The sequence below is a fragment of the Halovibrio sp. HP20-59 genome (assembly GCF_033052795.2).
GTDB lineage: Bacteria > Pseudomonadota > Gammaproteobacteria > Pseudomonadales > Halomonadaceae > Vreelandella.
In genome coordinates this window covers 36,732-59,612 of sequence record NZ_JAWJUW020000016.1, presented here as the reverse complement: position 1 = coordinate 59,612, position 22,881 = coordinate 36,732, and the positions used below count along the sequence as shown (strand labels likewise).

Here is a 22,881-nt window from a genome sequence, read left to right as displayed (position 1 = left end):
CGATGCCACATACCGTTATTGAGTCAGCGCCAACCCGCGCGCAAGCGCCTTTAGATGTCGCGCGGCTGCGCCAGGATTTCCCGATTTTGGCCCGTGAGGTGCACGGCAAGCCGCTGATCTATTTGGATAACGCAGCGACTAGCCAGACGCCTCAGCAGGTGATTGACGTGTTTAGCGACTACTACTCGCGCTATAACGCCAATATTCACCGTGGGCTGCACACGCTCGCCGATGAGGCGACAGCAGCATTTGAAGGCACGCGACATCGGGTTCGGGCGTTTCTCAACGCGGAAGATGCGCGTCAGATCATCTTTACTCGTGGCACCACAGAAGCGATTAACTTGGTGGCGCAAAGTTGGGGGCGGAAAAACCTTTCCCCTGGTGATGAAGTGCTTATTTCGATGCTTGAGCACCACTCCAATATTGTGCCCTGGCAGCTGTTAGCCGCTGAAATTGGCTTCACTATCAAGGTGATTCCCGTCGAGGCCAACGGCGCATTGAATATGGCCGCCTACCGTGAGCTGCTCAGTGAACGCACTAAGCTGGTGGCGGTGAACCATGTCTCTAATGCGTTTGGCACGGTTAATCCAGTCCAGGAGATGGCCGTACTTGCTCATCAGCAGGGCGCGTTGATTTTGGTCGATGGGGCTCAGGCTACGCCTCACCAGCTTGTCGATGTGCAAGCCATTGATGCCGACTTCTATGCTTTCTCGGGCCATAAAGTGTATGGGCCGACAGGTGTTGGCGTGCTTTACGGTAAGCAGGCATTGCTTGAAGCGATGCCTCCTTGGCAGGGCGGCGGTGAGATGATCGACACCGTCTCCTTTGACGTGGGCACGACCTTCGCGGCGATTCCGCATAAGTTTGAAGCGGGTACGCCGGCGGTGGCTGAAGTGATCGCCCTGGGGCGGGCGTTGGAGTGGATGGAGAGCGTCGGTGTGAGTGCGATAGGTGCCTGGGAAGGGCAGCTACTTGAGCATGCGACGCAAGCGGCGAGCCGTATTGACGGCCTGCGAATTTTAGGCACAGCGCCCGATAAAGCTGCCGTTCTTTCCTTTATTGTGGACGGCGCGCATTCCCAGGATATTGGTCTGCTGATTGACCAGCTGGGTGTCGCTATTCGTACCGGGCATCACTGCGCTCAGCCGTTGTTACATCATTTCGGGGTAGACGCGACGTGCCGTGCTTCTTTTGCGGCGTATAATACGCTGGAAGAAGTAGACCGCTTTATCGAAGCACTTCAGCGTGTCATTAATATGGTGCGTTAAGGGCGGTTATTTAAGGCCCGTTCTTTAGAACAGCTATTTAAGGACAGCTATGGATCTTGAGCAAGTCGCTAGCCTCGAACGAGGACAGCAGTTGCCCCTCCAGCGTGATGTGGAGGCTATTGCGATTCCGTTTGGCAGTACGGAAACGTTGGCCGAAGATAGCACGGTGAGCGTCATGCAAGCGAAAGGTAGCTCGGTGAGCGTAGGATTTGAGGGGCGTCTTTTTCTGGTTGAGGGCAGCAATTTAGATGCCTTAGGTCTTGAGCCGTTACCGCGCCCTACGTTGCCCGATACGGCAACGGAAGAGGAGATAGAGCAGTTTGTGTGGGATCAGCTACGCACCTGCTTTGACCCGGAAATTCCCGTCAACATTGTTGATTTAGGGCTGGTCTATGGCTGCCGCATTGAGCGCTTAATCAACGGTGAACGCATGGTGACTATCCGTATGACGCTGACCGCCCCTGGCTGTGGGATGGGCGATGTGATCGCTGCGGATGCGCGCAATAAGATTCTCGGTGCGCCGCAAATCAGCAAAGTGCACACCGAAATCGTCTTCAGTCCGCCCTGGAGCCGTGACATGATGAGTGACGAGGCTAAGCTTGAACTCGGCATGTTTTGAGCCAGATGCATAACGTTTTGCTGATATGGCTAAAGCGTTTGTTAATGTCGCTAGGAGCACTATTGCTGCTGGCGATATTGTTGTTTATAGCGGGTAATTTTTGGGTGGTGGCCACTACGGCTGCCTATATCGAAAAGCAACCCCAGCAATGTCGCCCCGATAAAGTGGGGGTTGTTTTCGGTACGTCTCATTGGACGCGTAGCGGTGTACGCAACCCGCATTTTCATGCTCGCATGCGTACAGCGGCAACATTAATTGATCAAGCGAGTGTCGAGCACCTGCTGCTCTCAGGGGATAACCGTACTCAGGCGTATAACGAGCCAAGGGCGATGTGGCGGGAACTGTATCGGCGCGGTGTCGCGTCTGGGCAGATGACCATGGATTTTGCTGGCTTTAGTACCTACGACACGCTGGCGCGTGCCAAGGATGTTTTTCAGCTCGAGAGGGCGTTATTGATCACGCAGAGCTGGCACCTGCCGCGCGCGGTATATATTGGTCGGGCGTTAGGGATAGATGTCACTGGCTGTGTGGCGGATGACTCAACGGTAAAAGTGGGGTGGCGCTTAAAACTGCGCGAGTGGGCGGCGCGGGTGGCCACCCTAGGCGATCTATATATTTGGAAACGGGAACCCTATTTTCTAGGCACACCAGAACCCATTGAGCTGCCGTCGCAGCCCCCCATTGAGCTTATTCTGCCAGCGTTAAATAAGCGTTTTATCGCCCCTTAAGAACATTTGCCTACTCAGGCTTCGCCACATATCAGCGATGCGTTTTGCGCTTTTGCAGCGTATACAGCTCGCGTATCAGCTTACGACAGCCCCGCATGCACTCTTCTACCACTGGCTCGATCGGGTCGGGCAAGGGGTGAGTAAACAGTGAAGAAAGGGCCTGCATTAATACTCGTTCTTGCTCCAATAGCTCATTGATCAGCACTTGACTGTCGTTGCCGACAAAGCTTTTCAGGCGGCTCCATAGCCAGAGAAAATCATCACGCTCAACGTCGGCATCGCGAGGCAGCATTTTCAAATGCGCACGGGCGAGTTCCTGCAGCTTGCGCATCTGTTTAAGCCGTTCGGTGTAATGAGGCTTTAGAGCATCGCGCAGCGAGGGCCGCAAGCGTTCGATATTGTCTTGGAAATAATCAATGCTATCGGCCAGCGCTTCCAATACGCTGTCCATCGCCACTTGGCGATTATCGAGAAACATGAGCGTCTACCTCCTTCGGTGACGCAGATTGTGAGTGGGGCAGCGTCAATTTGCCACCCCTGTAACAGATATATTTTTTGTCCTAACCTTTAGGCTTAGGCGGAGCCTTGCGTGTGGGCACGGCGTTTTTTTCAATATGTTCAATAATCATGCCTGCAATATCCTTGCCGGTGGCGTTTTCAATGCCAAATAAACCCGGAGAAGAGTTAACCTCCATAATTACCGGCCCGTGATTAGAGCGCAACAAGTCGACACCCGCTACGCGCAGGCCCATGGCTTTTGCCGCTCGAATAGCCGTAGAGCGTTCTTCGGGGGTAATCCGAATCACGCTGGCGGTGCCGCCGCGGTGCAGGTTAGAGCGAAACTCTCCATCTGCCGCCTGGCGCTTCATGGAAGCCACCACCTTATCGCCGATTACTAAGCAGCGGATATCGGCGCCACGCGCTTCTTTAATGTACTCCTGCACCATGATGTTGGCTTTCATGCCCATGAACGCTTGAATCACCGATTCTGCTGCCTGGTTGGTTTCCGCCAGTACGACGCCAATCCCCTGGGTGCCTTCGAGTAGCTTAATGACCAGTGGTGCGCCTTTTACCATGGTAATTAAGTCAGGAATATCGTCGGGAGAGTGGGCAAACCCCGTGATCGGTAAGCCGAGGCCTTTACGCGATAATAGCTGTAGCGAACGCAGCTTGTCTCGCGAGCGAGTGATCGAGACGTTATCGTTGATGACGTAGGTGCCCATCATCTCAAACTGACGCAACACCGCACAGCCATAAAAGGTCACCGATGACCCAATGCGCGGGATCACTGCATCGAAAGGCTCAATCTCTTCGCCTTTATAGTGAATCGAGGGGTGGTGAGAGGTAATACTCATATAGCAGCGTAGCGTGTCCACCACGCGGGCGGTATGCCCGCGCTGCTCTGCAGCTTCCACCAAGCGGCGGGTAGAGTACAAATTGCGATTGCGCGAAAGCAGAGCGATATGCATGTAGAAGACTCCGGGCCTAAATTAAGGCGATTAAATAAGGGGTTAAGGCTCACCGTGCAAAAAAGCGGCGCCGGGTGCAACAAGCAGACGTCGCAATGCGCGGCGTCCTAGTAACATCGGATGGCGCATATTGCTGCGGTCAGTCAGGGTCAGTTCAACGGTAAAATTTAATTCGCCCATTTGCATTGGGGTGCGGATCACATAGCGCCACTCGCTATGGCCATTGGAACTGGTGACCCGGCGTCTATCATGCAAGTGCAGACTATAACGGTGAGCCGGTGTTTCCGGTCCTCCGCTGTGGGTAATAAAACTCACCCACAATTGCCCATGTTCATCTTCATGAGTGTCTATTTCTTCCGCATGCAGGGCAGATGTGCGTGCACCGGTGTCGGCTTTGCAGCAAAGGTGGAGCCCAAGCTCAGGTAACGTCACCATCTCACGACGACCAATAACCGCTTTAGCCTGATAGGGTAATTCCTTCAAAGCTCGCTCCTTGCAAATAAAAGTGACAACATCGAATCAAGCATTGCTGTGTTGCATCATAAAGGCTAATCGGCGTTGGACCGGGGAGCCCTCTGGTGCATCCCGTAGCGCCATCATGACCGGTAAACGTAGCCGTGGTATTAGTGCAAGGTCACGCACCACCGCGGCGAAATCGGTCCGCTTGTCTTCGGCTAAACGCTGCAGAAATAGCGGCAATCGCCGGGCATCTTCAAGGTGGCGCCAACCGCGGCCTGCCATGGCGGCGAGAACATCAGGCCCGCAAGCCGCCGTGTCAGTTAATAACAGGCCATACCACTGTCCAATTGCTGCGCTATCGGTATTGCCCACAGCACGAAGACAGGCACACAGTGTTTCAACGTCGCCTGCTTGGGCGGCAATCTCGCCTCGCCGCTGAAGCGCCGACACTAGCGCCGCAGACAAAGCATGATGTTCTAAACAGTAGCACAATGAGTGAATAACGGCGGTAGGCAGTGAGCCAATTTGCTGAGCCAGCGTTTCATCGTCAGGCGTTTCCAAGCGGGCGACGTAGTCGGCGATCCCTTGTAACCCCAAGGCTTGCCAGTCAATGCTGAGTTGGCCGCTAAAGTAGGCTTCAACGGGCTCTAAATGCTGACTGGCGGGCAAGCCCATGGCCTGTGTAGCGCGGGCATTTAACGTTGCTTGAAAAGTAACGTTAGGCGTGAAAGCGAGCGGATTATCCTTCATTAAATGATCCACGTCCGCTGTTTCTTCGCGACCGACTTGCGAAACGTTGCGGCCGAGCGTTTCTAGCAGCCGATTTAAAAACGCATCGCGCTGGGCAGGCACCAGTAGCCCTTGTTCATCCAGTGGTAAGGCTAAAAACCAAATCGCAGGCTCGGGCATATCGCCGAGGCGAAACACAATGGCTAATCGCGCTTGGCTTTGCCATGGCTCTGGCCATGCTATCTCGCCATGTTCAAACGCGGCGAGGGAGGCCCGAGGGCAGGCGACCACATGGCGGCCCATATGGTAAAGCGAGACTTCTGCGCCGCTGCGGGTAAAAAACTCATCAAGGGTTTGAATCGGTTGCATGACATCCTTCCGCGTTGCAAGCCTGCACTCTACCTTGATGATGCGGCACTGTCAGCCGCAGAAGCTGATAAATATTGTTCAAATGGCAGGCCATTTATGACAGTGCGGTTAAAAATTAAACAACTGAGGGAAAGCCCCATGAGAGCAGGCGCTGCGATACCTTTCCATAGTTTATCCACAGGCTCATGCAGGTTTTCTGTGGGTCTATGGATAACTATTATCAAGCGATCCTGATTGGCAAGCTGCCCGCGCAATAGGGATAATGATAAGAGGATTTATTTATTCACTTTCCAAGGTAGTGACAAACCTATTTATGAGTACTTATCAGCCGCTGCAGACCGCGCTTTTAGAGCTTGAAGCTTCGATGAAAGCCGCCGATTTGTGGCGTATGCCAACACCGGACGCAGACGCATTTGCTAGCCAACAGCCGTTTTGTATCGACACGATGTCGCTTCCCCAGTGGATCCGCTTTGTGTTTATTGCCCGTATAAACGCTTTGATTGATGCGAACGCAGCAATGCCCGCCAAGTGTGAGGTGGCGCCCGCGGTGGCGGCCTATTTGCAGCAGGAAAAAACACCTGCCCACCACCAACTACTCGTTGTACGCGCGGTGGAGAAGGTCGACAAGATTGTGACCGAGAGCTAAACGCAAAATGTGTCAACAAAAAGCCTGCCGAGAGAGGGCAGGCTTTTGTGTTGACGTTGTCGTCCGCGCTTGGCCGATGGCTTACTTAGAAGCGGTAGCTAAGGCCCGCCATTACCACGACAGGATCGATCTCAACGGTGCCAGCGTCTGCGCCACCCACTTTGGCATCGGAATCGATATCGATGTACCACGCCGCAGCGTTTAACGCCCAGTTGTCATCAATTAGCAGGTCCACACCCACCTGACCCGCTGCGCCCCAGGAGTCGTCAAGCTCCAATGACGCGCCGATATCGGTTTTTTCGTCAGAGAAACGGGTGTAATTAATGCCAGCGCCAATATAAGGCTGAACGCGGGCCTCGGTACCCCCTAGCGGGTAGTACTGCAGTGTGAGGGTCGGCGGCAGATGTTTGGTAGAGCCATCGGTCACACCTTCTACCTGCAGGTCGTGCTTGAAGGGTAGCGCGGCCAGCAGTTCGACGCCCATTTTATCGTGGAAGCGATAGCCCAGGGTGAAGGCAAAATTCGACTCCGCATCGACATTCACATCGGCGCCTAGTACTTCGCCGTTATCGCTTTTTGGGTCCACTTTCGCAATACCCACGCGGGTAAAAAAGTCACCTGCGCCATAGGCGAACGCCTGGCTGCTGGTCATCATTGCCGCTGCGGCAATACTGGAAACGAGTAAGGTGGAAAGGGCGGCTTTACGCATGAGTTGACTCCTGGTTGCATTACTAAGCGGCTATTGATGAGCCACTTGATGATGTTTAAGAGTCTAATAAAAAGGTGGAAACTGGTTATTGATCTAGGGCAAGAGTTATTAGACAAGAGCTATTAGAGGTAGGCGGCGCGCCCAAGGGCGAAGCGTTCTAGGGCTAAAATGTACAAGTCCTAAAACGGAAGAGGCCCTCCCATGAAAAGATGCCTGACAGGGCACCTTACACGGGAAGGCCTAATACCAACTTATTGATGACGTCGCGAAATAGGACGCCAGCTTTTTGGTGAACCTATTCGGCGGTTGCCAGCAGGCTGGCGTTACCGCCCGCCGCGGTGGTGTCGATGCACAAATGGCGTTCCACCACGTAGCGATCCGGCGAGATGGTCTGGGTCTCTAGCGGCACGATGGCGCCGTCGCGTTTTGCCAGCGCAATTCGCAGTTCACGTGTCCAGTCGCTGCTGCCCGCAGCGGCGACCGCCGCAATGCCTTTGACCTCGCTTACTGCCTCAGCCGAGACGTTTCCATCAAGCCCGGCCACTGGTGCTCCAGCGTCGACCAGGGACTTCACAGCTTGCTCAGCACCTGGTGCCACTACGACGGCGGCACAGCCCGTGCCTAGGGCCTGTGCTGCCTGAGCAATGGCGATATCCAGCGTCGGCCCGAGACACAGAACAGAGCCCTTCGGATACATTGCCAGGCGGTTGCTTTCACCCGTCGGTCCCGGCAGCGTCTGCGATGTCATATCCAGGGCCGCTGTCTCATTGAGCGCCTTGCGGATGACGCCGCCTTTGCCCGAGAGCGCCTTGCGCAGCACCTCGACCCGATTGGTGCGTGCCGCCCAGTTGCGCGCATCCAGCCCGTCGAAGGCAGCTTGAAGATCGCCCAGTGACACGGCTTTACCCTCTTTCACCTCATGGCGTTCAGCGGCAGCGGTGCGGCGGAAACGATTGACGTAGAGCGGGCCGCCAGCCTTGGGCCCGGTACCTGAAAGGCCCTCGCCGCCGAACGGCTGAGAGCCAACGATGGCGCCGATCTGGTTACGGTTGACGTAGACGTTGCCGACATGGATGCGCTCGACGATCTGCTGCACGCGGTCATCGATGCGGGTATGCAGGCCGAAGGTCAGCCCGTAGCCCTTGCCATTGATGTCATCGACGACCTTATCGATATCCCGCGCCTTGAAGGTGGCCACGTGCAGCACTGGGCCGAAGATTTCTCGTTCGAGATCTTCAATGCCCCCAACTTCAATTACCGCTGGGGTAACAAAGGTGCCGGTGTCCGGCGCAGACAGCTTCTTCAGCAGTTTTCCAGCTTTCTCATTCGACGCCACGTAGTCGTTGATTTCCTGTTGGGCATCGACATCGATCACTGGCGAGACGTCGGTATCGGTATTCCAGGGGTCGCCAATGGTGAGCGCGTCCATGGCACCGTAGAGCATGTTGAGCAACCGCTCGCGGGCCTCTTCCTGGACATACAGCATGCGCAGCGCAGAACAGCGCTGGCCAGCCGACTGGAAGGATGAGATCAGAATATCGCGCACCGCCTGTTCGGTCAGCGCCGTGGAGTCGACGATCATGGAGTTCAGGCCGCCTGTCTCGGCGATCAGCACGGCGTCGGGACCTGCGTTGTCCGCCAGGGCCTTGTGGATGATCTGTGCCACCGGGGTTGAGCCGGTGAAGCAAACACCCGCGATACGTGGATCGCTGGTTAGCGGGCCGCCTACTGTCGGGCCGTCGCCCGGCAGCAACTGCAGTGCCGCTTCCGGTAGGCCAGCCTCACGCATCAGCTCGACGGCGCGGGCGGCGATTAGTGGTGTCTGCTCGGCGGGCTTGGCGATGACCGCATTGCCAGCCACTAACGCTGCAGCGATCTGGCCGGTGGTGATGGCCAGAGGGAAGTTCCAGGGGCTGATACACACGAAGATGCCGCGGGCGTTGCCGGGCTCTTCCGCTTCCAGCCGCTCGCCTTCGTTGGCGTAGTAGCGCAGGAAATCCACCGCCTCACGCACTTCGGCGATGCCATCGAACATCATCTTGCCCGCTTCGCGAGTGGTGATCACTGTCAGCTCGGCGATGTGTTCTTCGTAGAGATCAGCGGTGCGGCGTAGCACTGCAGCGCGTTCGGCCGCCGGACGAGCGGACCATTCGCGGAAGCCTTCCTCCGCGGCGTCGAGGGCAGCCGTTACCTCGGCTGGGGTGGCTTCGTGTACCTTGCCGATCACCCGTGATCCGTCGGCGGGGGAGACGGCATCGCGAGCAGGCCCCTGGGGAGCCGGGTTTCCTACCAGCATGGGGCCTGCTGTCCAGGTGGCATCGGCAAACGCTTCGCGGGCGTTGAGCAACGGCAGAATCGAGGCCGGTTCGTTGATGCGGTAGCCCCTGGAGTTCTTGCGGTCGGGCTCGAACAGCTCGCCGGGCTGGCGAATCAACGGGCTTGAGACGTCGCTGCCGAGCTGCTTAAACCCTTCAATGGGATCTCTTGAGACTTCGCTTGGCGGAATCGAGCTATCCACTACCTGGTTGACGAACGAGGAGTTGGCGCCATTCTCCAGCAGGCGGCGTACCAGGTAGGCGAGTAGGTCGCGGTGCGCGCCAACCGGGGCGTAGATGCGACAGTGAGTACCTTCTGACTCTTTGACGATATGGTGCAGCGATTCGCCCATGCCATGCAGGCGCTGGAACTCGTAACTGTCCTTATCGCTGCCCGCCATCTCTACAACGGCGGCGCAGGTGTGGGCGTTATGGGTTGCGAACTGCGGGTAGATGCGGTCACGCCGGTCGAGCAGCATTTGCGCGCAGGCCATGTAGCTGACATCGGTGTTGACCTTGCGAGTGAAGACCGGGAAGGTCTTGACCCCCATCTCCTGGGAGAGCTTGATCTCGGTATCCCAGTAGGCGCCCTTAACCAGCCGCACCATAATCTTGCGGTCATACCGCTCGGAGAGTTCGTAGAGCGTCTCGATCATCGGCGCGGCACGGCGCCCGTAGGCTTGCACGACGACCCCGAGGCCATCCCACCCGTCCAGGCTGGGGTCGGCCATTAGCGCCTCAATCACATCGAGGGAGAGATCCAACCGATCCTGCTCTTCGGCGTCGATATTGAAACCGATATTGGCTTTGGCGGCCTGCTGTACCAGCTCTTTAGCGCGGGGTAATAGCTCTGCCATCACCGTGTCGCGGTGGGTGTATTCATAGCGAGGGTGCAGCGCCGAGAGTTTCACCGAAATGCCGGGGCTACCGCGGACATCGCCCTTGGCCTGCTCGGCGATGGCGGAGATCGCCTTGGCATAAGCCTGGTGATAGCGGACGGCATCTTCGTCGGTGCGCGCTGCTTCGCCTAGCATGTCGTAGGAGTAGGTGTAGCCCTGCTTCTCGAGTTCGCGGGCATTCTTTATACCTTCATCGATAGTCTGGCCGAGCACGAACTGGCGGCCAAGAATCTTCATCGACTGACCAACTGCCTTACGTACCACCGGCTCGCCCATGCGGCGAACCAGGCCGCGCAGCGCTCGGGTTGGGCCCTTGGGGTCTTCTTCCAGCACCTTACCGGTCAGCAGCAGCGCCCAGGTAGAGGCATTGACCATTGAAGATGAAGACTTGCCCAGGTGGGCGCCCCAGTCGGAGGGCTCGATCTTGTCGTGGATCAGGTCGTCGATGGTTTCCGCATCGGGCACGCGCAGTAGCGCTTCTGCCAGACACATCAGGCCAACGCCCTCGGTGGTCGAGAGCCCGTACTCGGCCAGGAACGCCTCCATCATCGAGGGCGACCTTTCCTTACGCACACGCTCCACGTAGTTGGCGCCAACGGCGGCGACTTTATTGCGGTCGTCTTCCGAAAGCTTGATGCGCTCGATAAGCCTGTGCAGCACATCCGCCTCATTGGCATCATAGTGGGTGCGAATGCGTGAGCGTAGATCGCTCACGTCGCTATGCAGATGTTGATTGGCTTCGTTCATGCTGGGTCTCTCCTTGCTACACGAAAGGGCTCCCGCGGGAGCCCTCCTCGATACTCTGAATGCATCCTACGTGCTAGTTTAGCGCTCGATATGCTGATATTCACCCGAGTCGTCTGTCATGTTGCTCACCACTAGGATGGCAATGAAGGACGCGATGAAGCCAGGAATAATCTCGTAGACACCTGGGCCACCCAGGAATTCACCGTTCCAGCCCAGCGAGATCCAGATCATAACCGTGAGAGCACCCACTACCATACCGGCGATGGCGCCATTACCGTTCGTGCGTGGCCACATCAGCGACAGAATAATCAACGGCCCAAACGCTGCACCGAAGCCTGCCCAAGCGTTACTGACCAGCCCTAGAACCTGAGAGTTTTCGTCAGAGGCAATAACGGCGGCTACAATGCCCACCAGTACCACGCAGACACGGCCTACGGCGACACACTGCGCCTCACTTGCGTTTTTGTGTAGGAATAGACGATAGAAATCTTCAGTCAGTGATGAAGATGCCACTAGAAGCTGGCTGGAAACGGTACTCATCACCGCCGCAAGCAGGGCCGCATAGAGGAAGCCAGTAATCAGCGGATGGAACAGCAGATTCGCCAGGACAATGAAGATCGTTTCCGGATCCTGAATATCCAGGCCATTGCGAATCGCATAGGCACGGCCGAAAATACCCAGTGAAACGGCACCGATCAGAGAGATCAGCATCCAGCCCATGCCAATGTTGCGGGCAATCGGCACATCCTTGAGTGTGCGGATCGCCATGAAGCGTACGATGATGTGCGGCTGTCCGAAATAACCGAGCCCCCAGGTCACCGCAGAGAGCCAGCCGATAAAGGTCAGTCCCGATGTCCAGGAGAGCAGAGTGGGGTCGACTTCGTTCAGCGTCTGCGAGGCTTGAGAGAAGCCGCCGCCGCCTTCACCAAACAGCACCACCACTGGCATGATCACCAGGGCCAGCATCATGATGCAACCTTGTACAAAGTCGGTCATGCTCACTGCCAGAAAGCCACCAACAACGGTGTAAATCAGCACCACGCCCAGCGTAATCATAACGCCCATGCCGTAGTTGCTCATATCACCGAAGTTATAAATGCCGGAAAATGCGCTTTCGAACAGCTTGCCGCCGGCCACTAAGCCGGATGCGGTGTAAACCGCGAAAAAGATCACAATGACGATAGCGGAGACTGTCCGCAGTGACATTGACCGAGTTGGGAAGCGATTTGCCAGGAAAGCCGGAATGGTAATCGCATTGCCATAGTGAACGGTCTGTTCACGCAGTCTCGGAGCCACCAGAATCCAGTTGAATAACGCCCCCACGAGCAAACCAATGCCGATCCACGCCGAGCCCAAGCCAGACACGAACATTGCACCCGGTAAACCTAACAGCAACCAACCGCTCATGTCTGAAGCACCCGCCGAAAGAGCTGCCACTTTCGGGCTGAGGGTACGGCCACCCAGCATGTAATCCTCGGATGAAGAGGTGGATTTGCGCATCGCATAAATACCGATGGCGATCATTAGCGCAAAGTAAGCAATGAGACTGATCCAAACACCTATAGCCATGTAACTTCTCCAGTTCGTCAGGAAGGAACTAGGTCCGACCTATTAGTGCGGTCACCGGGTAGAGCCCGGTAGTAAACCGCGTTATTTTTATTGACCCTGTTGTTTATTCACGTCAGAAGGCTTAACGAGCATCCGCCAATAATCAAGTCAGAGAGCTTGTTGGTACCTTTGTCAGCAGTGATCCCTATATTATTGTCGACCATAAGTTAGTTTCCTGTTCAGGAGTTCAGGTTAATGATGTTGATGAGTGACTCACTCATCGCCCAGCGCCAACAAGGACGCGTTCCCGCCTAACGCAGCGGTGTTATTAGTAATCGTTTTCTCGGTGACAAAGCGCTGCAGATAGTGAGGACCACCTGCTTTGGGGCCCGTGCCAGACAGCCCCTGGCCACCAAACGGCTGAACGCCAACGACCGCGCCAATGATATTACGGTTGATGTACACATTGCCTACGCGCATTTTCTGAGCTATTTCAGCGGCAAACGACTCGTTGCGGCTGTGTACGCCAAACGTCAGGCCATAGTTGCGCCCGTTGATATCGTGAATGACCTTATCCAGCTCTTTGGCTTTGTAGCGCACGATATGTAACACCGGCCCGAACTGCTCGCGGGTAAGCGCATCAATACTGTCGATAGTGAAAGCCACAGGCGCCACGAACGTGCCGTCCTGGGTATATTCAGCGGCCATCGGCGTTTCTGCGACCAGGCGATTTTCGGCTTTGAGTTTTTCTATGTGTTCAAGCAGACCTTTACGGGCGTCTTCATCAATGACTGGCCCGACATCGGTACCCAAATCGCGAGGGTCACCAATGCGTAGCTCGTTCATAGCCCCCTTGAGGATCTCGATTACCCGGTCGGCAACGTCGTCTTGCAGATACAATACCCGCAGCGCCGAGCAGCGCTGCCCGGCACTTTGGAAGGCTGACTGAATCACATCGACCACTACCTGCTCGGGCAGGGCGGTGGAGTCGACAATCATGGCATTCATGCCGCCTGTTTCGGCGATTAACGTGGGCAGCGGGGCGTTTTCGCGTGCCGCCAGGGCGCGGTTGATAATTTGCGCGGTGTCGGTGCCACCCGTAAAGACCACGCCGGTAATCCGCGGGTCGGAGGTCAACACGCGGCCTACCGTCGGGCCATCGCCGGGCAGTAGCTGAACCACATCGCGGGGCATACCGGCTTCGTAGAGCAGCTCGATGACCCGGTGGGCGACAATGGAGGTCTGCTCAGCCGGTTTGGCCAGTACGGTGTTACCCGCCACCGCCGCCGCCACTACCTGACCACAGAAGATCGCCACCGGGAAGTTCCAGGGGCTAATCGCCGCGAATACGCCTTTGCCGCCCATTATCAGGCGGTTGGATTCGCCGGTGGGGCCGGGAAGCACAATCGCTTCGCCGAAGTCTTCTTCTGCACGCATGGCGTAGAAATGGCAGAAATCGACGGCTTCTCTAATTTCGTCTACCCCATCTGTGAGCAGTTTGCCGCCTTCGCGTGAGCATAGCGTCATCAGTTCCGGCATATGCTCTTCCATCAACTCGCCCAGGCGGCGCACAATGGCCGCTCGTTCGGTCACCGGTGTCGCATCCCAGCGGGGAAACGCGGCCCAGGCAGCATCCAGCGCTTTAGTGGCCTGCTCTTTGCTGGTCCACTGCACGCTACCCACGGTTTGACGGCGGTCATAAGGGCTGGTGACGCTATGGGTGTTGGCGGCATCGTCGGGAACATCAAAGGCGAGTAGCGGCTTGGCCGGATACTGCTTATCCATAAACGCGCCCATTTTGTCCATCAGCGGATAGTAATGGCTACGAATGTTGAGATTCACACCACGGGAATTACGGCGTTTTGGGCCGTAAATATCCTTGGGCAGCGGAATATTCACATTGGCTAAATTCTTCTGCTGACGCAGCGTTTCAATCGGGTGCTGACACAGCGACTCGACGGGTACATCGGGGTCAACCAGCTGATGAACAAAAGAAGAGTTGGCACCGTTCTCAAGCAGGCGGCGTACCAAGTAGGGCAGTAGGTCTTTATGCGCGCCGACAGGGGCATAGATACGGCAATACGTGCCTTTAGGCGCGCGCTTCAAGGCGGCATCATAAAGCGCTTCACCCATGCCGTGTAAGCGTTGAAATTCAAACGGACGGCTGTCGTTGTTAGCGAGCTCTAAAATAGTCGTCACGGTGTGCGCATTGTGGGTAGCAAACTGCGGGAAAATCCGCCCACGAGTATCGTTAGACAGCAGGAATTGCGCGCAGGCTAGGTAAGCAACATCGGTGCCCGCTTTACGGGTAAATACCGGGTAACCGTCGACCCCAAGCTGCTGAGACTCTTTAATTTCGGTATCCCAGTAGGCGCCTTTGACCAAGCGCAGCGGAATCTCGTCACCCTGCTGATCGGCCAAGCTGTTGATGTAGTGCAGCACCGGCAGGGCGCGCTTGGAGTAGGCTTGCACGACTAAGCCGAAGTGGCCCCAGCCTTTAGCGGCTTCGCTTTCGTAAACCGCGCGGAAGACTTCCAGGGAAATCTCCAGGCGATCAATCTCCTCGGCATCGATAGTCACCGCCACATTTAATGCGCGGGCTTGGGTGACGAGCTTAATGACCGTATCCACCAGCTCGGAAAGCACCTGCTCGCGACGGCCAAATTCATAGCGGGGATGTAGCGCAGACAGTTTGATGGAAACCGACGGTGCCGGCGTTTTATCGCTTAAGGTTTTACACGTTTTACCGACTTGTTCGATGGCGCGAGAGTAGTCGTCAAAATAACGCTTGGCGTCATCACGGGTGCGCGCAGCTTCACCCAGCATGTCGTAGGAGTAAGTATAACCTTTATTGAACAATGGCTTGGAGCGCTTGAGGGCTTCGTTAATGTCGCGACCCAACACGAACTGCTTGCCCATGATCTTCATCGCCTCGTACATCGCTCGACGAATGACCGGCTCACCCATACGATTGACCATGCGATTGATGAAGTTGGCGGGCTGCCCCTCTTTGGGGTAATCCAGCTTGAGTACGTGGCCGGTCATTAACAGACCCCACGTAGACGCATTCACCATCCATGATTCGCTTTTACCTACATGGGCTTGCCAATCGGCAGGGCCAAGTTTGTCTTCGATTAAGGCATCGGCGGTCGCTTTGTCGGGAATCCGCAGCATGGCTTCCGCCAGGCACATCAACATCAAGCCTTCGTGGGTGTCTAAACTGTATTGCTGCAGCAACTCGTCAATGGTGTCGACAGCGGTATCCATTTTACGCACATCTTCTACCAGTGCTGCCGTGTTGGCTCCAATGCGCTCAAAGTCATCTTGTTCGGTATTAAGGACCTTGATCAGCTCGCTGACGTAGGCGTTTTCGTCCACTAAGTAGTGGTTGCTAACGCGCGCCATGAGAGTGTCGAGGTCGGCTTGCCAGATGGCAGGGTCACGCATTTTATTGGCATTGAGCATTGAAGCCCCCGAGAGTCTGAACAGAACGATTGGGTAATAGGGCGCTATGCCCAAGCTAATAAGCGAATGTAGAGTGCCCTTACCTCAGGTGTATGCCGGTTCCAAGGTAAAACATGTCAATTCCATGGCAAGAACAATCGTTACACGACTTTAGTAGAGTTTTGCTGGCCAGCTACTGGTCCTAAAGCCGCGTTTGATGGGGTAATTGCTACCGGTGGTACATCTGCTTGGCGTAAGTTGCGCGGTGACAACCCGTAACTGCGCCGAAACGCATGGGACAGGGCGCTTTGATTGGCAAAGCCGGTTTGAATAGCGATATCGGTAAGTGGTAGGCGACTTTGCAGAATCAACTGGCGCGCCGCGTGCAGGCGCTGGCGTTTGACATACTGCCAGGGCGATAGCCCGGTTTGGGCGCGAAAGCACTCGGAAAAATGTGCTTCGCTGAGGCAGGCCAGCCGGGCAAGGTCGGCTACCCGGAGGTCATCGGCGAGACGTTGACGGATAAAGTGGTCAATGCGGCTTAGGTCTAAGCGTCGCTGAGAGGGATTATTGGCCGTGCCTAACCGGGCTTTAAGTGAGCCCAGCAGGGTGGCTGCCAGACGATCTTGCTGAAAGGAGTCGCAGGTAGTGCCAAGCCCTTGAGCAAGCTCGCTTTGCATAAAGGTCAAATAGTGGCGCAAGGGGCTATCCAGCCCAAAAAAACGTGGTGCATCAAACAGTGCCACCAGCTCGCGATTTTCACCGGTTAGCGCAGGAGCATCTTCAGGAAGGTCAAAAATCAACTGCCGGTTGTGACCGTAGCCTGAATAGTAGTGTTCGTGGTTGGCGGGCACGATACAGCCCGAAAACGCATTGACTCGACCACCTAAGCCTTCGATTTCAAATTCCGATGAACCGTACAGCGTAATCACTATTTGATGGAAATCGTGCGAGTGATGATGCGTAGCGCTGGCTAGAGGAATTTGCCGGATAGTGCTGGGCATCGTCAGTCTCCTAAACCGCAATAACGCTCCTGAGCCGCAATCACTATTGCTGGCGGAGGTTGGTATGGGCGGACAAATGATCACGAAGGGCCTTCAGCTCTTCTTGCCCCTCTTGCGTAAGCAACGGCTTACCTTGGGCAATTAGCCAGCGACGACCGTGCTGCTCCATTAAGTGCGCAGCGCGGCGCCTAATGCCGTCCAAATATTCATTGTGGCGAATGGGGTAACCAATGATAGCGTTCCATTCGGTTTCGCTCACTTCGCTGTTAAGCGCCTTATCGAACAGGGCGAGTAGATCGTTGGGTTCGGTGCGGTATCGCGGGGTACTTGACGTCATTAATACCAACATAACCGCGCCAATCACCAGCAGACACACACCAAACACTAAAAGATACAGCGCCATTCGCAATGCTCCTAGGCGTCATCTGTTAATAAATGGTTGTTTAATTATACGCTGGAAGCGGCCAATGACGAAAATTTTACCTTTTTGCGAACTTTTCCTTCACAGCGTGTCTGAGTTAGTAGAGGCAACACGGCGATAGCAGTCGCTAAAACTGTTGTCTTAGCTCTATATGTTTTGATCCCTTGCTTCCGCTACTTTCTGAGTAGCGGTTTTTTTTGCCTGTCACCTGACAATTCTCCACGCCTGGGTTGGTAGTCAGAGCTCTACACCGTTAATGACGGCGGATAGTCAGCAGTGCAATGAGAATATCACGTCGAGTAACGATGCCTACCAAACGCTGCTGTTCGACCACCGGGTAGATTTTGGGTTTAGGCCCGAGCATTTCCTGGGCCAGGTCGGTAATGCTTTTATTGGGCGTTACGCTAAGCACCTCATGACGCATCATTTCTTTGACCAGCGGTGCTTCATCGTCATGATAAATACTATCTAATACGCGGCCCATAACATCCTGCTCGGAGATAAAGCCAATGAGCCGATCAGCGGCGTCCACAACCGGCGCCCCAGGTAAACGGTGCAATGCTAACCCTTTGGCTAGGGTGGTAACGGATGCGTCGGGAGAGACGCGGTAGCAGTCACGGGACATGATGTCGCGCACGATGTTAGGGGTTGCTTTATTCATTATGGATACTCCTTGCTCATCGTATTCATCGCTATGGCAGGCAAGCATCGCAAGCAAAGCGATCTGTTCAGTTCAGGATGCTACAGTAGCGACGATCCTTTCAATGTAGGTGATTTAAAACGCAGCGCTCAGCCTGCAAAGCGTCTTTATTCAACGCTGTAAGTACTGAATTTTCCAAGCCGTTAATTTTCTAACCATCAAAATGAAGCGTAAATTAACGCATTGAGGAGCCAACCATGGATGCTCGTGAGTACTTGAACCGCAAAGGAGTGGGCGTTGACCGAGAGCCTGATCGTCCCAATACGCTGGAAGAAAAGGCTTGGGAACGTGCACGGGGCTCCGGCCATCAACGGCCTAAATCAGGCACTCCCCATGACTGGGAAGAATGGGAGCGCTACCACGGTGATCTTGCTGAAGGGGCCGAGACGCTAGACCAAAAAATCGATAAAGAAGCCCATCGGACGCAGGCGCGAGGGGAAAAGGCAGCGCCGCAAGCAGACCCTGTGGAGCACTTCACGCCGCCGCCAACTACGCCGTCGGAAACGCCATCAGCGGGCGTGGAAATCAAGCCGCCTGAGCCGCCAGCAGGGTTGAAAATAGCCTACTTTACGCTGGCGATTTTATTGCCCCCGCTTGCCGTGGCATTGACGGATGGCGGCACCCGACGGGTGATTATCAGCGCTGTATTAACGCTACTGGGTTGGCTGCCCGGCATTGTGTACGCCGTTTGGTGGTTGCAGCGGCGTTAACGGAATAGTTTTTGCCGACGTTTAACTTTTTTACTGCTTGGCAGCCTCACCCAGGTGCGTATAATCCGCGTAAACTAATTTAAATAATGGGGTTTACAATGGGTTATCTGATCGGCGTCACCGCCCTATGGGCCTTCTCCTTTTCGCTGATTGGGGTGTATTTGGCTGGGCAGGTCGATAGTTACTTTGCGGTACTTTTGCGGGTAACACTTGCCACGTTGGTGTTCTTGCCGTTTTTACGCCCCAGCCTTCTGCGCGGTAAGCAGCGCTTAGCGTTGATGGGGTTGGGCGCCGTGCAGCTGGGGGTGATGTACACTTTTTTCTACCAATCCTTTTTGCTGCTATCGGTGCCTGAAGTCCTGCTATTTACCATCTTTACGCCTATCTATATTGCGTTGCTGGACGACCTGCTTTTTGGTCGCTTCACGCCGATCTATTTAATCACTGCGTTGCTCGCTGTAGTCGGTGCCGGGATTATTCGCTACGACGGCGTTGATAGCGGGTTTTGGGCAGGCTTTCTAGTGGTGCAAGGGGCCAACCTTTGTTTCGCTCTCGGCCAAGTGGGCTACCGCCGGTTAGCTTCCGGTTTGTCGCCCTCGCTGGCATGGCATAACGTCTTTGGTTGGTTCTTTATTGGCGCAATGGTTGTCGCCTTGCCGGCGTATTTACTCTTCGGCAACAGCGCAGCGCTGCCCACGACGTCGCTGCAGTGGGGGGTATTGGCATGGTTAGGGTTAGTGGCGTCAGGCGTGGGCTATTTTGCCTGGAACCAGGGGGCGACTAAAGTAGACGCTGGCACCTTGGCCATTATGAACAATGCGCTGGTGCCCGCTGGCTTAATGGTCAATTTGCTGATTTGGAACCGTGATGCAGACATCCCGCGTTTGCTGTTAGGTGCACTGATAATGGCAGCCTCGCTATGGCTAAATCATTGGTGGTGCCAGCGCCGTCAAGTGGCCGTTAGTTAAGTCTATTTGCCCGATACTATCGGTGACGCCATAATGGCGACCTATGCAAGCGAGACTCAGCCCATGAGCAACACGTTAATATCGGCATCTGATGCTGTGTCGCCTACCCATAACGGCGCGGGCAGGCCCTTTAAAACCATTGGGCTGATCGGCCGTCTGGGTAGCGATAAAGTTATCGACTCTCTGCAGCGTCTCGTCACCTATCTGGTCGCCAACGACTACCATGTGCTGATGGAAGACCGCACGGCTACCGCTTTGCCACAGCATGGCCAACCGGAAACCAGCCGTCGCATGTTGGGTGAGCTGTGCGATTTGGTGATTGTGGTAGGCGGCGACGGTAGTTTGCTAGGCGCGGCGCGCACTCTTTGCCGTAGCGGCACGCTGATTTTAGGTGTTAACCGTGGTCGGCTGGGATTTCTCACCGATATTTCCCCAGATGAGCTGGAAACCCGCGTAGGCGAAGTGCTGGCGGGAGAGTTTGAAGTTGAACAGCGTTTCTTGCTCGATGCGGTGCTGTACCGTAATGGGGTTGCGGTAGGCAATGGCGATGCCCTTAACGAAGTAGTGGTGCATCCCGGTAAAGCGGTCCGCATGATTGAGTTTGAGCTGTTTATTGACGGCCAGTTTGTGTATAGCCAGCGTAGCGACGGCTTAATTATTGCCACGCCCACCGGCTCCACGGCCTACGCGTTGTCGGGCGGAGGGCCGATTATGCACCCTAAGCTGGATGTCGTGACGCTGGTCCCGATGTTTCCCCATACGCTGTCGAGTCGGCCGATTGTGATTGATGCCGATAGTGAAATACGCATTCACATTGGCGAAACGAACCAGTCTTATCCGCATATAAGCTGCGACGGTCAAACGCGAGCGGTGGCCAAACCCAACGATGTGCTGGTGATTAAACGTAAACCCGAGCCTATTCAGCTGGTGCACCCAATTGGCCACAATTTTTATGAAGTGCTACGCAGCAAATTAGGCTGGAGCAATCGGTTGGGGGATTAAGCATGCAGCGTCAAACGCAAGGCAAGCCCCCGCTGGAAGGATATGACCTGATTGGTGATATCCATGGCTGTGGTGCTACGCTGGCGCTACTGCTGGAAAAGCTGGGATACCACCAGCGTGCCGGTGTGTATCGCCATCCCCGGCGCAAAGTTATCTTTCTGGGCGATTTAATTGATCGCGGGCCGCGTATCCGCCTAGCGGTGACGATTGCCCGGCGGATGGTCGAGCAAGGCGAAGCGTATATCGTCATGGGGAATCACGAGTATAACGCCCTGGCGTATACCCATCCTGGTCCCCCAGGTAGCCATAAACGCTGGTTGCGCGAGCATACGCCACGGCACAACCGTATTATTCAGGACACCCTAGAGCAGTATCGCGACTATACCAACGAGTGGGACGACACCTTGGCGTGGTTTAAAACCATCCCGCTGTGTTTGGAAATCGATGGTATCCGCGTGGTGCACGCCTGCTGGGATGAGGTGCTGATTGAAGAGCTGAAACAGCGCCACCCTGATTGCTGCATGGACACACAGTTTTTGATTGAGTCCACCGACCCCAAAACCCAGGCGTTTCGAATTTTAGACCGCCTCACCCGAGGTCCGCATGTCTCACTACCCAAAGGTATTGCGATACACTCAGGCGATGGCTTTACGAGGCAAAGTTTCCGCGCCCACTTCTGGGCCCAGGCGCCTCAGCAGTGGGGGGACGTCGTCTTTCAACCGGATAACTTGCCCGGCAATCTTGAAACCCGCGCATTGACCCACGAAGAGCGCCAGAAACTTAGCTACTACGGGCCAGAGCAGCCGCCGCTGTTTATTGGTCATTACTGGTGTGAAGGCATACCAGCACTGCCGACCCAGAATATTGCCTGCCTGGACTATAGTGCTGTCAAATATGGGCGCTTAGTGGCCTATCGATGGAGTGGTGAGGCAGTATTAAATGCCGACCATTTTGTGTGGATTAAGGTACCAAAAGACGAGCGTGCGCTGCCCAAACCCTGGGAAATCGACTTTGATTAACAAATGCTTCTTTTTGTTACACAAAATTACATATTTTTTTCAAAACGGCTGAACTAACCCTGCCGTCGGCTATCAGAGTAAGTGTTCCCTTGAATGATCCCTTGCTTTTATTCTCCGGCGGTTCCCACCGCCGGTTTTTTTTGCTTGTCTTTTGGCAGCCGGGTGGTTCATTCAGTAGTTGTCTACAATAACTGTCTTCAATAGCCACCCGCTGCGGACAGCGTGCCGCAAGCGCTTTGATTAGAGGGATTTCATGCATCCAGTGATGCTTCTGCCCGATCACGCGGATACCAGTGAACTTCGCCAGGCACTCTGGCGCCACCGCATTGGTCACCGCATTACCGATGAAGCGGACGGCCAACTGCTATGGATCGCCGACCCACGCCAGCTTGGCGAACTTAAAGCACTGCTAGAGCGCTGGCAGCGGGGCGAACCCCTGGTGCTTCAGCAGGCTGCTCAGCGCCCGCGCACCATGACCCACTCCTTGGCATCGCTAAAGCAAGTGCCGGTAACGGCGCTGATGATTGTCATTAGTCTGGTGATATTTGCCCTGATTGGTGTTTTTGGTGACCAGTTGATTGTCACTCTCACCATCGTGCCAATAGGTATTTCAGGTGGTGAGCTGGTGTTTGGTAATCTGACGCAAACGCTTACCTCTGGGCAGGTATGGCGCTTGTTATCACCTGCTTTTCTGCACTTTGGCTGGATGCATTTGATATTTAATCTGATGTGGGTGTGGTACTTCGGGCGACAAGTTGAAGCACTACAGGGCAGCCGAATCATGCTACTGCTGCTTATTGTGGCGGGTATAGGCGCGAATGTGGCGCAGTACGCGACCGGCACCGTGCTTTTCGGCGGCATGTCCGGGGTGGTATATGCCTTACTGGCCCACGTTTGGTTGATGTCACGCCGGGTTCCCCAAAGTGGCTTCTTTGTACCGCAAATGCTGGTGGTCTTTATGCTCGGCTGGATGGTGTTCACCATGACCGATATGGCGGGCAGCGTTGGTTTTGGCAATGTCGCTAATGAAGCACATTTGGGCGGTCTACTCGTGGGGCTGGTCACAGGCTGGTATTATTCATCCCGCCGTTTGAAAAACCGTTAAGAG

General features: G+C 55.3%; 20 protein-coding genes. 9 read left to right on the top strand and 11 right to left on the bottom strand.

Features of this window, described 5'->3' with window-relative positions:
• Window positions 1-2: 2 nt before the first annotated feature.
• From RZA33_RS15830 to RZA33_RS15820, 3 genes are read left to right on the top strand one after another with little or no spacing between them, the layout of a single operon-like run.
• Window positions 3-1,268 carry a cysteine desulfurase gene (locus tag RZA33_RS15830; RefSeq protein ID WP_317508670.1) on the top strand — a complete coding sequence of 422 codons (1,266 nt, stop codon included), beginning with the start codon at window positions 3-5 and terminating at the stop codon, window positions 1,266-1,268.
• A gap of 49 nt (window positions 1,269-1,317) precedes the next feature.
• A complete protein-coding gene (gene sufT / locus RZA33_RS15825) occupies window positions 1,318-1,887 on the top strand; it encodes a putative Fe-S cluster assembly protein SufT (RefSeq protein WP_317508669.1) in 570 nt (189 codons plus the stop codon).
• A 5-nt stretch (window positions 1,888-1,892) separates the two neighbouring features.
• Complete coding sequence (locus tag RZA33_RS15820; protein ID WP_317508668.1) at window positions 1,893-2,615, top strand: SanA/YdcF family protein; 723 nt, start codon at window positions 1,893-1,895, stop codon at window positions 2,613-2,615.
• Window positions 2,616-2,646: 31 nt separating this feature from the next.
• On the opposite strand, the gene RZA33_RS15815 is transcribed toward RZA33_RS15820, so the two are convergent.
• The 4 genes from RZA33_RS15815 to RZA33_RS15800 form a co-directional block, all read right to left on the bottom strand.
• On the bottom strand, window positions 2,647-3,093 hold the full coding sequence (locus tag RZA33_RS15815; RefSeq protein ID WP_317508667.1) for a hypothetical protein: 447 nt from the start codon (window positions 3,091-3,093) through the stop codon (window positions 2,647-2,649).
• Between the two features lie 82 nt (window positions 3,094-3,175).
• Window positions 3,176-4,084 (bottom strand): 30S ribosomal protein S6--L-glutamate ligase, encoded by a 909-nt coding sequence (gene rimK / locus RZA33_RS15810; protein WP_317508666.1) that lies wholly within the window; start codon window positions 4,082-4,084, stop codon window positions 3,176-3,178.
• Window positions 4,085-4,126: 42 nt separating this feature from the next.
• Window positions 4,127-4,567, bottom strand: coding sequence for an ATP-dependent zinc protease (locus RZA33_RS15805; protein ID WP_317508665.1), 441 nt, complete (start codon window positions 4,565-4,567; stop codon window positions 4,127-4,129).
• A gap of 36 nt (window positions 4,568-4,603) precedes the next feature.
• Window positions 4,604-5,641, bottom strand: coding sequence for a DUF3549 family protein (locus RZA33_RS15800; protein ID WP_317508664.1), 1,038 nt, complete (start codon window positions 5,639-5,641; stop codon window positions 4,604-4,606).
• Window positions 5,642-5,954: 313 nt separating this feature from the next.
• Here RZA33_RS15800 and RZA33_RS15795 point away from each other — a divergent pair, with 313 nt between their 5' ends.
• Complete coding sequence (locus RZA33_RS15795) at window positions 5,955-6,287, top strand: YqcC family protein (RefSeq protein ID WP_317508663.1); 333 nt, start codon at window positions 5,955-5,957, stop codon at window positions 6,285-6,287.
• Window positions 6,288-6,372: 85 nt separating this feature from the next.
• Here RZA33_RS15795 and RZA33_RS15790 read toward each other — a convergent pair whose 3' ends face one another.
• The 7 genes from RZA33_RS15790 to RZA33_RS15760 all read right to left on the bottom strand — a co-directional run bounded on the left by RZA33_RS15790 (window position 6,373) and on the right by RZA33_RS15760 (window position 18,035).
• The gene (locus RZA33_RS15790) at window positions 6,373-6,996 is read right to left on the bottom strand and encodes an OmpW/AlkL family protein (RefSeq protein WP_317508662.1); all 624 of its coding nucleotides are present in this window, start codon (window positions 6,994-6,996) and stop codon (window positions 6,373-6,375) included.
• Between the two features lie 295 nt (window positions 6,997-7,291).
• Entirely contained in the window at window positions 7,292-10,957 is a 3,666-nt protein-coding gene (gene putA, locus RZA33_RS15785; RefSeq protein ID WP_317508661.1) for a bifunctional proline dehydrogenase/L-glutamate gamma-semialdehyde dehydrogenase PutA, read from the bottom strand.
• Window positions 10,958-11,035: 78 nt separating this feature from the next.
• Complete coding sequence (gene putP, locus RZA33_RS15780) at window positions 11,036-12,526, bottom strand: sodium/proline symporter PutP (protein ID WP_317508660.1); 1,491 nt, start codon at window positions 12,524-12,526, stop codon at window positions 11,036-11,038.
• 252 nt (window positions 12,527-12,778) lie between these two features.
• On the bottom strand, window positions 12,779-15,970 hold the full coding sequence (gene putA / locus RZA33_RS15775) for a bifunctional proline dehydrogenase/L-glutamate gamma-semialdehyde dehydrogenase PutA (RefSeq protein ID WP_317508659.1): 3,192 nt from the start codon (window positions 15,968-15,970) through the stop codon (window positions 12,779-12,781).
• Window positions 15,971-16,110: 140 nt separating this feature from the next.
• Window positions 16,111-16,953, bottom strand: coding sequence for an AraC family transcriptional regulator (locus RZA33_RS15770; protein ID WP_317508658.1), 843 nt, complete (start codon window positions 16,951-16,953; stop codon window positions 16,111-16,113).
• A 43-nt stretch (window positions 16,954-16,996) separates the two neighbouring features.
• Window positions 16,997-17,356 (bottom strand): hypothetical protein, encoded by a 360-nt coding sequence (locus RZA33_RS15765; RefSeq protein ID WP_317508657.1) that lies wholly within the window; start codon window positions 17,354-17,356, stop codon window positions 16,997-16,999.
• 271 nt (window positions 17,357-17,627) lie between these two features.
• The gene (locus tag RZA33_RS15760) at window positions 17,628-18,035 is read right to left on the bottom strand and encodes a CBS domain-containing protein (protein ID WP_317508656.1); all 408 of its coding nucleotides are present in this window, start codon (window positions 18,033-18,035) and stop codon (window positions 17,628-17,630) included.
• 236 nt (window positions 18,036-18,271) lie between these two features.
• Here RZA33_RS15760 and RZA33_RS15755 point away from each other — a divergent pair, with 236 nt between their 5' ends.
• The 5 genes from RZA33_RS15755 to RZA33_RS15735 all read left to right on the top strand — a co-directional run bounded on the left by RZA33_RS15755 (window position 18,272) and on the right by RZA33_RS15735 (window position 22,878).
• On the top strand, window positions 18,272-18,784 hold the full coding sequence (locus tag RZA33_RS15755; RefSeq protein WP_317508655.1) for a YqaE/Pmp3 family membrane protein: 513 nt from the start codon (window positions 18,272-18,274) through the stop codon (window positions 18,782-18,784).
• A gap of 98 nt (window positions 18,785-18,882) precedes the next feature.
• Window positions 18,883-19,752: a carboxylate/amino acid/amine transporter gene (locus tag RZA33_RS15750; RefSeq protein ID WP_317508654.1), complete on the top strand. Its 870-nt coding sequence runs from the start codon at window positions 18,883-18,885 to the stop codon at window positions 19,750-19,752.
• A 63-nt stretch (window positions 19,753-19,815) separates the two neighbouring features.
• Window positions 19,816-20,754: an NAD(+) kinase gene (locus tag RZA33_RS15745; protein WP_317508653.1), complete on the top strand. Its 939-nt coding sequence runs from the start codon at window positions 19,816-19,818 to the stop codon at window positions 20,752-20,754.
• Window positions 20,755-20,756: 2 nt separating this feature from the next.
• Window positions 20,757-21,773, top strand: a complete 1,017-nt coding sequence (locus tag RZA33_RS15740; protein WP_317508652.1) for a metallophosphoesterase — start codon at window positions 20,757-20,759, stop codon at window positions 21,771-21,773.
• Between the two features lie 253 nt (window positions 21,774-22,026).
• Window positions 22,027-22,878: a rhomboid family intramembrane serine protease gene (locus RZA33_RS15735; RefSeq protein WP_133732660.1), complete on the top strand. Its 852-nt coding sequence runs from the start codon at window positions 22,027-22,029 to the stop codon at window positions 22,876-22,878.
• Window positions 22,879-22,881: the final 3 nt, after the last annotated feature.